The organism is Campylobacter concisus, from assembly GCF_003048405.1.
Lineage (GTDB): Bacteria > Campylobacterota > Campylobacteria > Campylobacterales > Campylobacteraceae > Campylobacter_A > Campylobacter_A concisus_Q.
The window spans coordinates 105,782-119,429 of record NZ_PIQS01000001.1 but is presented as its reverse complement, the minus strand read 5'-3'; the positions used below and the strand labels follow the sequence as shown (position 1 = coordinate 119,429).

At 38.6% G+C, this 13,648-nt stretch carries 10 protein-coding genes; 6 read left to right on the top strand and 4 right to left on the bottom strand.

Annotation, left to right across the window (positions count from 1 at the left end):
* Positions 1-120 precede the first annotated feature (120 nt).
* Positions 121-3,573 carry an acyl-[ACP]--phospholipid O-acyltransferase gene (locus CVT18_RS00615; protein ID WP_107824085.1) on the bottom strand — a complete coding sequence of 1,151 codons (3,453 nt, stop codon included), beginning with the start codon at positions 3,571-3,573 and terminating at the stop codon, positions 121-123.
* A gap of 168 nt (positions 3,574-3,741) precedes the next feature.
* Between CVT18_RS00615 and mnmG the strand changes: the two genes are divergently transcribed.
* From mnmG to CVT18_RS00595, 4 genes are all read left to right on the top strand, one after another.
* Positions 3,742-5,607 (top strand): tRNA uridine-5-carboxymethylaminomethyl(34) synthesis enzyme MnmG, encoded by a 1,866-nt coding sequence (gene mnmG, locus CVT18_RS00610; RefSeq protein ID WP_103629343.1) that lies wholly within the window; start codon positions 3,742-3,744, stop codon positions 5,605-5,607.
* Positions 5,608-5,781: 174 nt separating this feature from the next.
* Positions 5,782-6,285 (top strand): ubiquinol-cytochrome c reductase iron-sulfur subunit, encoded by a 504-nt coding sequence (petA, locus tag CVT18_RS00605; protein WP_021091707.1) that lies wholly within the window; start codon positions 5,782-5,784, stop codon positions 6,283-6,285.
* 10 nt (positions 6,286-6,295) lie between these two features.
* Entirely contained in the window at positions 6,296-7,540 is a 1,245-nt protein-coding gene (locus tag CVT18_RS00600) for a cytochrome b (RefSeq protein ID WP_084041924.1), read from the top strand.
* Positions 7,541-7,542: 2 nt separating this feature from the next.
* Positions 7,543-8,586 (top strand): c-type cytochrome, encoded by a 1,044-nt coding sequence (locus CVT18_RS00595; RefSeq protein ID WP_103629344.1) that lies wholly within the window; start codon positions 7,543-7,545, stop codon positions 8,584-8,586.
* A 681-nt stretch (positions 8,587-9,267) separates the two neighbouring features.
* Here the strand turns inward: CVT18_RS00595 and CVT18_RS00590 are convergent.
* Genes CVT18_RS00590 through CVT18_RS00585 form a run of 3 tightly spaced genes read right to left on the bottom strand, consistent with a single transcriptional unit; the run spans position 9,268 to position 10,686 of the window.
* Positions 9,268-9,555, bottom strand: a complete 288-nt coding sequence (locus CVT18_RS00590; protein WP_103629345.1) for a hypothetical protein — start codon at positions 9,553-9,555, stop codon at positions 9,268-9,270.
* Between the two features lie 44 nt (positions 9,556-9,599).
* Positions 9,600-9,785: a hypothetical protein gene (locus CVT18_RS10375; RefSeq protein WP_234410247.1), complete on the bottom strand. Its 186-nt coding sequence runs from the start codon at positions 9,783-9,785 to the stop codon at positions 9,600-9,602.
* The gene (locus CVT18_RS00585; protein ID WP_234410246.1) at positions 9,745-10,686 is read right to left on the bottom strand and encodes an MBL fold metallo-hydrolase; all 942 of its coding nucleotides are present in this window, start codon (positions 10,684-10,686) and stop codon (positions 9,745-9,747) included. Before CVT18_RS00585 ends, CVT18_RS10375 begins: the two co-directional genes overlap by 41 nt.
* Positions 10,687-11,100: 414 nt before the next feature.
* Between CVT18_RS00585 and CVT18_RS00580 the strand changes: the two genes are divergently transcribed.
* Both CVT18_RS00580 and CVT18_RS00575 read left to right on the top strand, forming a co-directional pair.
* Positions 11,101-11,670 carry a 4Fe-4S dicluster domain-containing protein gene (locus CVT18_RS00580; RefSeq protein WP_021091760.1) on the top strand — a complete coding sequence of 190 codons (570 nt, stop codon included), beginning with the start codon at positions 11,101-11,103 and terminating at the stop codon, positions 11,668-11,670.
* Between the two features lies 1 nt (position 11,671).
* Entirely contained in the window at positions 11,672-13,639 is a 1,968-nt protein-coding gene (locus tag CVT18_RS00575) for a proton-conducting transporter membrane subunit (RefSeq protein ID WP_103629346.1), read from the top strand.
* The last annotated feature ends 9 nt before the right edge of the window (positions 13,640-13,648 follow it).

The following is a 13,648-nucleotide window of genomic DNA, read 5'->3' as shown; positions in this document are numbered from 1 at the left end:
ATAGAAATTTTTATACAAAACTCTTTGCAAAAAATTTTTAAGATTTATGCAAATATCGGTCGCAACTGCGAGCTGGGTAGTATTTTGGCGCTATTTTATCACAAAAAAGAGAGCGGCGCCTCACTCCGCTAGAAGTGAGACCGCTAGAGCTTTTACGCCCTTAAAATCAACCTTGCCACTTGCAAGTGTTGGGATATCATCAACGATGAAGATATAGCTTGGCATCATTATCGGAGCTAAGTTGCTCTCTTTTAAAATTTGCTCTAAATTTTTGGGCTCTGTGCCACTTTTTACTAAAAGCGCGATCGCTTCGCCCTTTTTGCTATCTGGCACGTTTGCACTGCTAAAGACAACGTCGCTTCCAAGCACCTTTGCAAGCTCTTCTTCGACGCTTCCAAGGCTTATCATCTCGCCACCGATCTTGGCAAATCTTGAGTATCTATCGACGATAAATACAAAGCCGTTTTCATCGATGTGACCTTTGTCGCCAGTTTTATAGTATCTTACGCCATCAATGTGTGTGATGACATCGTTTGTTTTAGCTTCGTCGTTTAGATAGCCTTTCATCACTTGCGATCCGCCGATGACGATGAGTCCGTCCTCGCCAGTTTCAAGCTCTTCAAGAGTTTCTGGGTCGATTATTTTTATGATAGTGCCAGGCAGAGGCATGCCAACACTGCCAGGTCTATTAAATGTAAGCTCTTTTAGACTCTCTTTTTCTAGGATATTTGGCATATTTACAGCAGCTACCGGTGCCGTTTCGGTCGCACCATAACCTTCATAAATTTCTATGCCAAATTTGAGTCTAAACTCATCTTTTATCTCAGGTTTTAGCTTCTCAGCCCCAGCTACGACCATCCTGGCACTTTGAAACATCAGCGGATGAAGCTTTTTGTTTCTTGTGTAGAGCCTAAAGAACGTTGAGGTGCCAAAGATAATGCTAGCGCTGTGTCTTGCGGCCATTTTGCCGATAGTCGCTCCATCTGTTGGATCAGGCACGCTTACCATTTTTATGCCCTCGCAAAGTGGCATGAGCGTGGTGACTGTTAGGCCAAATGAGTGAAATACTGGGAGTGAGTTTAAGATTACGTCATCTTTTTTGAAATTTAGAAGTTCGCTTATTTGCTTAATGTTTGCAAGTAAATTTTTGTGACTTAGCTCGATGCCTTTTGGCTCGCCCTCGCTGCCACTACTAAATAAAATGGTAGCTGTATCTTCTAAGCTCACTGGCCTAAAATAGCAAAGCTTAATAAGCCAAACTGGGGCTAAAAATGCAGTTAAAAGCGCTAAAAATTTCTCTTTTTTTGAGACGCTAGCTGAGAGATCTTCTGCAAATTTAGCCTTGCCACTCATCGCATCTTTTAGATCAAAGCCCTTAAGTGCGAGCTTTTCAAGAAATTTGCTTGAGGTGATGACTGTGTTTATATTTGCCTTTCTTAGGGCGTGATTTAGCGAGGTAACATTAAGCGTGTAGTTTAAATTTACACTTACTTTACCCATCGCAAGAAGCGCCATATTTACTATTGCTGCGATGCTTGAGCTAGGCAGCAAGATGCCTATATTTTTCTCATCTTTTAGCTCGCGTTTAAAAATTTTGATAAATACTAAAACAGCTGTTATAAATTTCAAATTACTTAAATTTAGCCCAGTGCTGTCGCTCACGCACTCTTTAAATTTATCCTCTTTTGCGTTATTTAGCCATTCGCTTGTTAGTGGTTTTTGCCTTGAGATAAAGCTCTCCCACGATGAAAAGCTAAGCTCAAGCACCTTTTGCTTCATCTTTGCAGCGTTTATAAATGTGGTTATCGGCTTACCAAAGGCGACGATGATGTCGCGTCTGCCGTTTTTAGAAGTGAGATCTTTATAAAATTTACTAGCTCTTGAAAAGCTAGATCCCCAAAGGCCACGAAGATAAAATGGCACTATGCAAATTTCTTCTAGATCTCTGATGATAAGCTCAAAGCCCTTTTGAAACTCATTTATCTGACCGTTGTAGCTGATGTGGCCTTCCGGAAAAAGTGCGACCACTTCGCCATTTTTTAGGCACTCTCTAACTAGTTCGATCGACTCTTTGCTTGCCCCTGCGCCTATTGGGATCACTTTAAAAAATTTAAAAATTTGCTTTAGATACCATTTGTTATAGATCGTTCTATACATGACAAATCTTATGCCCCTTGGGCTTGCAGCTTGAAGTACGAGCCAGTCGATCCAGCTGATGTGATTGCCAAGAAGTAATGCGCCGCCACTTTGTGGTAAATTTTGAAGCCCCTCAACAAAAAATCGGTACTTTGTCTTTAAAAATGGCAATAAAAGTAGCCTTGTAAAAAGGTGCGGAAGTTGCAAAATGGCGTAAAAACTGCCGATCAAGCAAACAAGCGCCGTAAAGACAAAAAGTCCGGTGGTTGAAATTTCAAAATATACTAAGCCTATGCCAATAGCCAAAAATAGCAGCATTGAGACGTTTTGTAAAAAGTTATTTGCCGCCATTATCTTGCCAGTGGTCTTTTGCGGAGCAAAGTACTGGATCATCGCATTTAGCGGCACTATAAATATGCCTCCAAAAAAGCCAAATGCAAATGAGCTAAGACTCACTACGCCGATACTTGAGCCAAATGCGAAAAATAAAAGTGAGAAAAATATGCCCATAGCGCCCATCGGCACGATACCAAGCTCGATGTGAAGCTTTGACATAGAGCCAGCCACGTATGAGCCAAATGCTATACCTATGGCGCTTGCTGCTAGAATTGCTTGCACCGCTAGCGAGCTGTCGTCGTTAAAAACGGCTTTGTAATGAGCTGGGAAAGCTGCGATGATGATCTGAGAAATTCCCCAAAATATACTAAGTCCAGCGATGCTTAGCCAGATATTTTTATCTGACCTTACTTCTTTTAAATTTTCTCTTAAATAGCTAAAGCGAATATATTTTTTAATATCAAAATTTTCGCTTGTTTCATCTTTTTCATCAATGCAAGGTAGCTTGTAAGCAAAATACGCTTCAAGTGCGCTAAAGATCACTAAAAAGATGCCAATAGGATAGACACTTTTTAAAATTTCTTCTGAGTTTTCGCCTTGGATGTATAAATTTTCAAATATAAATGAAAATAAAAATGAGCTAAAAAGTATCGCAACGATGGTGAGCGCTTGGATGATGCCATTTGCTGTGCCAAGGCGCTCAGGGCCGACTAGGGCTTTGATGATACCGTATTTTGCTGGTGAGTAGATCGCACTTTGAGCAGCCAGTATGAGCGTTAAAGCAAAGGCTACGCCAAAAGCACCTGCAAGATAGCTAAAAAGCACCGCGACACTGATAATAACGCCAAAAATGGCACAAATTCTTATGACCTTTATTTTTGCAAATTTATCATTTATAAAGCTTGAGGGCGAAAATAAAAATATAAATGGTAGCAAGATCATTGCGTTTATGACGGCTGTTAGGATAAAAAGTATGTCGCCATCATATGTTTTTAAAAGAACATTTTGTATGGTGATTTTGTGTGCTAGATCGACGCTTGCATTTAAAAATGCGATCGCAAGGTAGGGCAAAAAGCCAGCAACTTTTAATAAACTCATCATAGAAATACCTTTGTGATTTTAAAAATTTTGTAAATCTAACAGCAAAATATTTAAAATATTATTAATAAAAAACTCTACATTAAATTTGGCAATAAAAATTTTTAAAAAATTTAAATTTTATATGCTTTTGGATAAAATCACGCAATCAAAAAATAGGAAAAATTTATCATGAACTATGAAATAATCGTCGTTGGCGGCGGACATGCAGGCATTGAGGCAAGTCTTGCAGCAGCCAGAATGGGCAAGCAAACTTTACTTATCACGATCTTAGCCGAGCAAATAGGCGCTGCAAGCTGTAATCCGGCCATTGGTGGCCTTGCAAAGGGGCATCTTGTAAAAGAGATCGATGCGCTTGGTGGCCAAATGGGACTTACAACTGATGCTGTTGGTATCCAGTTTCGCGTGCTAAATGAGAGCAAAGGCCCAGCAGTACGTGGTAGTCGCGCTCAGATCGATATGGATAGATACCGTATTTATATGAGAAATTTGCTTTTAAACACGCCAAATTTAGAAATTTCTCAAGAGATCACCACTGAAATTTTAAGCGAAAATGGCGAGGTAACTGGTGTTAAAACCCACCTAAATAACATCTATAACGCAAAAAAGGTGATAATCACCACTGGCACATTTTTAAATGGGCTAATACACGTTGGATTTAACAAGCTAGAAGCTGGCCGTGTGGGCGAGCTAAGTGCAAAGGATCTAAGTGGCAGTCTAAGAGAGCTTGGGCTAAATTTAGGCAGGCTAAAGACTGGAACATGCCCAAGGATCGATGCAAAAACTATAAATTTTGAAATTTTAGAGAAGCAAGATGGCGATGCAAAGCCAGTTGCATTTAGCTTTAGAACTAAAAATTTCTCACCAACACAGCTGCCATGTTACATCGCTTATACAAACGAAACCACGCATGAGATAATTCGCTCAAATTTTGACAAAGCACCACTTTTTACAGGTCAGATAGAAGGTATCGGACCAAGATATTGCCCAAGTATCGAGGATAAAATAAACCGCTTTGGCGACCGCGACAGACACCATCTTTTCATCGAGCCTCAGACTCTTGAAGCGACAGAGTACTATATAAACGGCTTTTCAACGAGCCTGCCTTATGAGGTGCAAGTGCAGATGTTACACTCTGTAAAGGGCTTTGAAAACGCAAAAATAGTAAGGCATGGATACGCCATCGAGTACGATTACGTCGAGCCAACACAGCTAAGACATAGTTTGGAGACAAAAAAGGTAAAAGGTCTTTATCTAGCTGGGCAGATAAATGGCACGACTGGATATGAGGAGGCCGGTGCTCAGGGACTAATGGCTGGTATAAATGCAGCTCTTTCACTGGATAATAAAGAGCCGCTTGTTTTGCGTCGTGATGAGGCGTATATCGGCGTTTTGATCGATGATCTTGTTACAAAAGGGACAAAAGAGCCATATAGGATGTTTACGAGTAGGGCGGAGTACCGCTTGCTTTTGCGTGAGGAAAATGCCATTTTAAGGCTTGGCGGATATGGACATGAGCTTGGACTTATTGATGATGAGACTTTTAATGAAATTGAAGCTATCAGGCAAAATTTAAAAGATGGGCTTGCTTACCTTAATAATACGCAAATTACGCCGAGCAAGCAAAATTTAGAGCTTTTAGCTAGCCTTGATGAAGAGCCGATCAGTCAAAATGTGAGCCTTCAAAAGATTGTCGCACGCAAAAGCTTTACAGCTGAGAAACTAAGAAAGCTTGATCAGAAATTTGCAAATTTAGATGATGCGAGTGTGGATCAAATTTTAACCGAGTGTAAATATCAGCACTACATAAATGAGCAAAAAAATCAGATAGAAAAAATGAAAGATATGATGGATGTAAAAATTCCTGAAAATTTTGACTTTAGAGGTGTTAGTGGCCTTAGTAATGAAGTGGTCGAGAAGCTTGAGAAATTTGCACCGCCGACACTTTTTGCTGCGAGTGAAATTTCAGGTATAACGCCAGCTGCGATTGATATCTTACATATTTATATAAAGATGAATGAGAAAAGGCTTGGCTGATTTTGATTTTTGGTTTAGTTCAAAAAGCCATAAAGCTTAAAATTTTTATCTTAAAATCAAGATTTACGTTTAAGCTAAAATTAACATTATTTTTGCAGATTATATTTAGAAATTATACTTTTTTAATTTTTTGAGAGTATAATCGTTAAGAATTTATTTATAGAAAGGAATTTAATGTCAGTAAAGCAAGAAAGACGTAGCTTTATCGGCCTTGCGTTTGGTGCTGTGGCAGCTGTCGGCGGCGCTATGTCACTAGTGGCTGTTAAAAAGACTTGGGATCCGCTTCCAAGCGTAAAAGCTGCTGGTTTCACAACAGTTGATCTAAGTCCGATCAAAGATGGAGAAATGAGGCAGGTTGAATGGCGTAAAAAGCCTATTTTCATCCTCAAAAAAAGTCCTGATATGGCTAAAAATGACAAAAGAGATGTTGTCGTAGGGGATGCTAGATATGTAGTTCTTATCGGACTTTGCACGCATCTTGGCTGTATACCTGAGTATAAAGCAAGTAAACAAATGTTTGTATGTGCCTGTCATGGCGGTGAATTTAATGCCGACGGAATGCAAACATACGGACCTCCTCCAAGACCACTTGATATACCACCATTTAAGATTGATGGAACCAAGCTAGTTCTAGGCGAAACAAGCCCAGAATACGAAAAATTAGTAGCAAAAGCTTAGGAGGATAGCAATGTCTTTAGCTCATAAATCAACTGGCGTTATTGACTGGCTTGATCAACGCCTAGCTTTTACAAAACTTATGAAGGTTCTAGTTAGCGAATACTGGATTCCAAAAAATATAAATTTCCTTTGGGCAATGGGCGTTATTTTAACAACGCTTTTTATGCTCTTAATCGTTACTGGTTTTTTACTTTTAATGTATTACAAACCAGATGTAAATTTGGCATTTGATAGTGTAAATTATACTATCATGCAAGAGGTCGAGTATGGCTGGCTTTGGCGTCACATTCACGCAGTTTCAGCTTCTACGATATTTCTTATTATGTATATTCACTTGCTTACTGGACTTTACTATGGTTCATACAAAAGAGGCAGAGAGGTCATTTGGATAAGTGGTATGGTGCTATTTATCTGTTTTTCAGCAGAGGCATTTAGTGGTTATATGCTCCCATGGGGACAGATGAGCTACTGGGCGGCGACTGTTATCACTCAGCTTTTTGGCGGTGTGCCAGTTATTGGTGACGCTTTAGTTGAGTGGATTAGAGGTGATTATGCAGTTGGTGACTCAACACTTACTAGATTTTTTATGCTTCATGTTTGTTTATTGCCACTTGTAACGATAGCTGTCTTGGTTATTCACTTCTACTCTTTAAGAGTTCCGCACGTTAATAACCTAACAAGCGAAGATATAGACTTTGAAGTAGAGGCACAAGAGTATCTACACGGCGATAGAGCGAAATCTAAAGTTATACCATTTTGGCCAGGATTTTTAGCAAAAGACTTTATGTATGTATCATTCTTTATGATATTTGTCATCTATCTTGTTTGCTATCACTTCAATTTTGCAATGGATCCTATCAACTTTGAGCCAGCAAATCCACTAAAAACTCCACCACACATCTACCCAGAGTGGTATTTCTTGTGGCAATATGAAATTTTACGTGGCTTCTTCTTTGATATAGCTGGAATTTCTGCTTATAATATTGGTCTTATTGCCTTTGCGTTTGCGGGTGTTGCATTTATGCTTATACCTCTTCTTGATAGAAGCGACCTTGTAGCTCCAGCCCACAAAAGACCACTATTTTTTATATGGTTCTGGGTCTTAGTTGTCGATCTTATCGTTTTATCGATATATGGCAAACTCCCAACAGGTGGTTATAATGACTGGATAGGATTTTATTCATCATTGCTATTCTTGTTCTTATTTATAATTGCATTGCCAGTTATAACAATACTTGAAAGAAAGAGGGGCTAATCATGAAAGAGCTTAAAATTTTTGCCATTGTTGTTATTCTTTCAGGTGTTTTATATTGGGGTATCGAGCCTTATGCTCATACAAAGCTTCATCCACACACTGCAAATGCTGAGTATAACTTCTCAAAAGAAGATACTGACTATGCAAAGCACTTTTTAGAGCAAAAAAAGACAGCACTTGAGACTGCTAAGGCTAGCGGAAATAAGGCAAGTATAGATGCGGCTACAAAAGATGTAGAAGTAGCACAAAAAATTCTTGATGACTATACAGCATTTTGGAATGACATTAACTCTATCGACCTTACAAAAGGTGACGCCACAAAGGGTGCTGACACTTTTGTAGCAGCAGGATGTACAGGATGCCACGGTATAGAAGCAGCAGGTATGCCAGCTGGTATGGATGCTGAGACAGCTAGTCAAAGCTTTGGTGTAGTGCCACCAGATCTTAGTACCGCTGGTAAAATTTATGATGATAAATTTTTAGCTGCTCTCATTAAAAACCCAACTATGGCTTTAAAACTAACTCATAAATTTAACGACGAGCATCTATTTCCGATGACCGCATTTATGGGTGCTGGTAGTGATATAAATGCTGAGACTGCCGATATAGTAGCTTATTTGAAAAAGGTATCTGCTGATTATGAAAAGGCAAATAATAAGATCACTGACGAAAAGGTTTTCGCTGATGCATGTCAAAGATGTCATGATATAAAATATGACAAAAAATATGCATTTAGCAACAAAGTAAGCCTTGCTGCTTATATGGGCTCAAACCCACCTGACCTATCGATGATGATTCGTTCAAAAGGTGATGAGTATTTACATAAATTTATAAACGATACTCAAAAGATGCTACCAGGTACTGCGATGCCTAGAGTTGGTTTAAATAAAGCCGCTGAAGACGACGTGGTAGCTTATATCCAAAAAGTAGGTGACAAGAAAAAGGCTGAGCGCGAGAGCACAGGGCTTTATGTCATGATCTACTTCTTTATATTAGGAATTTTTGCTTGGCTTTGGAAACGCAAAGTTTGGAGCGAACTACACTAAAATTTAAGAGCCTCTTTGGCTCTTAAATTCTCTCTGGTAAATTTACATATATAAATAGGTATTCTTTAAATTTATTCTTTTACAAAATTTAATCAAGCAGTCTTGCAAATTTTAAAACTTTCATTCACTCGTAAGAGCCGACTACTAAAATCTGGCTTCACTTACTGCTTAGCTCAAATTTTAGAACCGAAATTACTCATTAAAGTTTGATTGAAATTAACAAAACTGCATGCAGTGCTTTAGCACTAGAGCATGCCCCTTGAACGTGTCAGGGAAGAGGGATTGTTAAGGGAGAAGGGAGTGACTTCGTAATTTAAGCTCCCTTCTCCCTTAATAAAAGAATAGGAGTTGTATGGTCTATATGCTTTGCAAATTTTAAAACTTTCATTCACTTGCAAGAATTGACTACTAAAATCTAGCTTCGCTTACTGCTTAGCTCAAATTTTAGAGCCGAAATTACTCGTTCATGAAATTTAAAAATTTGCCTAAAACCTAAAGCAGTAGTATGTCTATGCTACTATGTGAGCTATGAATATATAAGCGTTTCGGCATAAAATAGAAATATATCTGAGTTTTAACGGTCGCTATTTAAATAAATTTATTTTAAGCAAATCACTCACCAAAACCCACCAAATTCCACAGAAGTAGTAAAATTTAGCTCCGCATCAAGCCTATTTAAAACTAAATTTCCTTGGCGATCTTGCTCATTTTATTGAGTAGTTTTTCACGTTCATTTGGCTTTAGGTTGCCGTATTGAAGCTTTGTTATCATCTGCATGAAGTCAAATTGTTTAAACATTTGCGCATCGCTTTTTAGCTCTTTTTCTAGCTGTTTATAAATTTTTTCAGTCTCTTTATTTGCTTTTTCTAAATTTTGTAAAAAGCTTCCAGTTGCGCTCATATCAAGGTCACTTTTTGCAGCTTTATCGATGACATTTTTTAGATTTGCTAAATTTTCAGAAATTTTCATCAGCATTTCCTTTTGGATTTTAAAATTTAGAGCAAATTTTATTCCTAAATTTTCTCCCACCACTTTTTTCTAGGCGGATTTTGGGTAGTGAAAACTTCTCCGATCATCGGCGTTGCGTAGTTTAGCTCAAGTTTTGTCGCTGCCTTTTCAAAACGCTTGATCGGCTCATCCCAAGCGTGATAAGATAGATCAAATTTGCCCCAGTGTACCGGTAACACCAAGCTTTGCACCAAGATCTTTTAGCGCTTGCGCTGACTCTTCTGGCTTCATGTGCACGTAGGGCCAGCCATCGCCGTAAGCACCATTTTCGATAAAAACTAGATCAAAGGCACCAAATTTCTCATTTATCATCTTAAAATGCTTGCCGTATCCGCCATCTCCGCTAAAATAAAAGCTAAAGCCAGCCTTTTGGGCCGCCCAGCCACCCCAAAGCGTCGTATTTCTTTTAAATGTGCGCCCACTAAAGTGCCTTGAAGGACAAAACATGAAGTTTAAATTTCCTATTTTTTGATCACCAAACCAGTCAAACTCATAAATTTTGTCTTCATCAACGCCCCATTTTACAAGATGAGCTTTTACACCAAGTGGCACTAGAAATTTGCAAATTCTATCTTTTAGCTCAAGTATCGTTTTATGATCAAGATGATCGTAGTGATCGTGCGAGATGAGGGCGATGTCGATCACATCTGGGTAATCGCTAGCGGTGATAGCATGCTCGTAGGTAAATGGCTTACCGCCAATTGGTAGTGGAAATGCTCGGTGCAAAACTGGATCTGTGATGATAGTTTTGTCATCAAGCTTGCATATGAGGCTAACGTGCCCAAGCCAGATAAATTCTCCATTTTTTAAGGAATTTGCGTCAAATTTTAAATTTGGCAAAGGCTTAGTTGGTAGCTTACCTTTTGGTGGAAAGAGCGCTTGTGGAATGTAATTTAACATAGATGCTTGTGGATTATTCTTTACCATATCAATAGGGGGCTCTAAATTTATAAAAACTTTGCCGTTAAAATTTGGCGAAGCCTTTATCAGCTTTTGGCTTTTAATATCTGGCACGCCACCAAAAACTGGAGTAAATTTCATAAAAAGAAAAACTGCAACAATAAACAAAACTATAACTATAAAAATTCCCATAAAAAGCCTTTTAAATTTAAAGGTCGGATTATATTTTAGATTTTTAAATTTCAGTTTTATTTAATTAACCCGAGCTTAAATAATTAACTTGTAATTTTAAACTTAATTAAGATATCTTTACTCTTTATAGGAAAATTTTATTAATAAATATTATCCTTTAGCAAATAAACATACCTAAAAATCGATATTAAGTAGATAATCTTAAAGACATATAAAATAAAAATTTAATTCTAAAAATACAAAATTTGTCAGATAGATGACGGAATTTATTCATTGTAAGTTATAGAATTATTACAAAAATTAGGAAGGAGCGTTTGAGATGTTAAATAAAAATTTAACTATCTCTATTTTGGTGACTAACCATCACTTTAAAAGTGAGCAGGGCAGTTTAGCCTTGTTTAATGGGAGGAATTTATGAAAAAACATAAATTTGTGATTGCCGATTATAAACGCTGTATAGGATGTGCGACCTGCATGGCTGCATGTTTTAAGAGCGCTTATGAACGCGGCAAGCTGTCACGTGCAAGGCTAAGTGTGCTAAGAGAAGCTACTGGCGTTATGCCAACTCAGTGCAGACAATGCGACGATGGTCCTTGTGCGAATGTGTGTCCAACTGGGGCATTGCGATTTAATGATAATTGCATCGAGCTTCACGAGGAAATTTGTATAGGCTGTAAGATGTGCACGATCGCTTGCCCGTATGGTGCGATAAGCTCAAGTGCAGAGCTTATGCCTTCAGTAAATTATGCTGTCGAGCCAAAGTACAACCTTGAGATAGAGTCACAATCGGGTGCAAAAAATATCGCTGTTAAATGCGATATGTGCTTTGGTCGTGAAAATGGACCAGCTTGCGTTGATGTCTGTCCAACTAGTGCTCTTGTTATGATTGATCCAGAAGAGGGCAAACATAAACTTGGCAAGAGGATAGATTATGAAGCAGCGAATAAATTTGCTACTAAAATTTTAAACGGACAAGGAGCATAAGATGACTACGGTTTATATGCTATTTCTTGTAAGTGCCGTCGTTAGCATCTTGCTTTATTGTGCTCCAAAGGCCGCTGTAAAGGTTGGTTTTGGATTAAGCGCTTTAAGCTGTTTTTATGCGATGTGTCACTTTGTTGCAAATATGGGAGTAAGCGATAGCTTTGCTCTTATGGATGGCTTTTTGTATTCGCCAAAATTTGCGCTAAATCCACTTGGAAATTTCTTTAGCTTTGTCGTTGTTTTCATCGGATTTGCAAGTAGCGTTTATGGTATGAGCTACGCTGAAGAGTACATCAAAAAAGCAAATGTTGGCGTATTTGCATGTTTGTTTAATACATTCATCCTTTCAATGCTTCTAGTAATTAGCGCTGATAATGTTTTTTGCTTTGTAGTTTTATGGGAGCTTATGACTCTTATCTCATCATTTCTTATCATCATCAATGACGGTAAAAATACACTTAAAGCGGTTATGGTATATCTTGGTATCGCACAAATCGGTGCATTTTGTATCACCTGTGGCTTGCTTATCACAGCTTACTACGCAGGAAGCTTTGACTTTAGCGCATTTATGGGTGTTAAGATGCCATTTGGCGCTTCTGTTGCTGTATTTGCACTATTTTTGGTTGGATTTGGTAGTAAAGCTGGTATGTGGCCATTTCACGTTTGGCTTCCACAAGCTCACCCAGCAGCACCATCAAACGTTTCAGCCCTTATGTCAGGCGTTATGATCAAAGTTGCTCTATTTACACTAGTTAAATTTACACTTTACTTACCACTTAGCACATATTTTGGCCTTACGATACTCGCTCTTGGTGCAGCTAGCTCACTATTTGGTGTTTTATACGCTCTTTGCCAACACGACTTCAAGGCTTTACTTGCTTATCACTCAGTTGAGAACATAGGCATCATCTTACTAGGTCTTGGCACAGGAATTTATGGTGTCGCAGCTGGAAATTTAACACTTGCAGCAGTAGGTTTTCTAGCAGGTTGCTACCACGTAGTTAACCACGCTATATTTAAAGGTCTACTTTTCCTTTGTGCTGGTTCGGTTATCCACGCTACTCATACACAAAATATGGACATCCTTGGTGGTCTTGCTAAAAAAATGCCATGGACAAGCCTTGGTATGTTTATAGGTATTATGGGTATCGCAGCCTTGCCTCCAGTAAACGGCTTTGTTTCAGAGTGGTTTACATATCAAGGTATGCTTCAAGGTGCAATGGGGGAAGGAACATTAGTTAGATATGCATTTACACTTGGCGTCGTAGCTCTTGCGCTAACAGGCGTTTTGGTTGGTATGCACTTAAAACTTTACGCTGTTATCTTTGCAGGTACTCCAAGAGATCAAAAAATTTGGGAAAATGCTAAAGAGAGTCCAATAGGCATGGTTCTTGGTATGATCATCCTAATGATAGGCTGCGTTGGCTTTGGTCTTGGCGCAAACTTCATAGTTGATTACATCATGCAAGCTGTAAATTCTATCGCTATAAGCGACTATAAAGCTAGCCTTGGTGCTATAAATGTAACTTCACCAATAGGCAGTATGATCTCAACTCCGCTTATCGCTTTAGTTTTATGTGCGACTATGATTTTGCCATTTATCATCCTTGCTGTTATGAAAGCAAATAGAGATAAACCACGCGAGACTGATCCTTGGGCATGCGGCTTTAAATATAGCTCACGTATGCAAATGACAGGTGGCCCATTTACAGGTGACCTTAGAAAGATCATGCAATGGCTATTTAGAGCCGATAAAAAGATCGTTACTAGAAATTATTTTGATGCGGTTGAATATCACAACCATCCAAAAGATATCTGGTGGGGAATGTTTTATGAGCCAGTCATTAAATGGTGTATGAAATTTGCCGATAAACTAGGCATCGTTCAAAGCGGATACACAAACGTCTATACGCTTTATATCCTAATTTATCTTTGTGCCATACTTGCTGTGGGCTACTTTTTAGTTTAGGAGACGAAA

Bases quoted from the DNA above. Each gene is read 5' to 3' on its own strand.
- CVT18_RS00595 (WP_103629344.1), top strand. From the start codon at position 7,543: ATGAAAGAGCTTAAAATTTTTGCCATTGTTGTTATTCTTTCAGGTGTT.
- CVT18_RS00590 (WP_103629345.1), bottom strand. From the start codon at position 9,555: ATGAAAATTTCTGAAAATTTAGCAAATCTAAAAAATGTCATCGATAAA.
- CVT18_RS00575 (WP_103629346.1), top strand. From the start codon at position 11,672: ATGACTACGGTTTATATGCTATTTCTTGTAAGTGCCGTCGTTAGCATC.
- CVT18_RS00585 (WP_234410246.1), bottom strand. From the start codon at position 10,686: ATGGGAATTTTTATAGTTATAGTTTTGTTTATTGTTGCAGTTTTTCTT.
- CVT18_RS00580 (WP_021091760.1), top strand. From the start codon at position 11,101: ATGAAAAAACATAAATTTGTGATTGCCGATTATAAACGCTGTATAGGA.
- CVT18_RS00615 (WP_107824085.1), bottom strand. From the start codon at position 3,573: ATGATGAGTTTATTAAAAGTTGCTGGCTTTTTGCCCTACCTTGCGATC.
- mnmG (WP_103629343.1), top strand. From the start codon at position 3,742: ATGAACTATGAAATAATCGTCGTTGGCGGCGGACATGCAGGCATTGAG.
- CVT18_RS00600 (WP_084041924.1), top strand. From the start codon at position 6,296: ATGTCTTTAGCTCATAAATCAACTGGCGTTATTGACTGGCTTGATCAA.
- petA (WP_021091707.1), top strand. From the start codon at position 5,782: ATGTCAGTAAAGCAAGAAAGACGTAGCTTTATCGGCCTTGCGTTTGGT.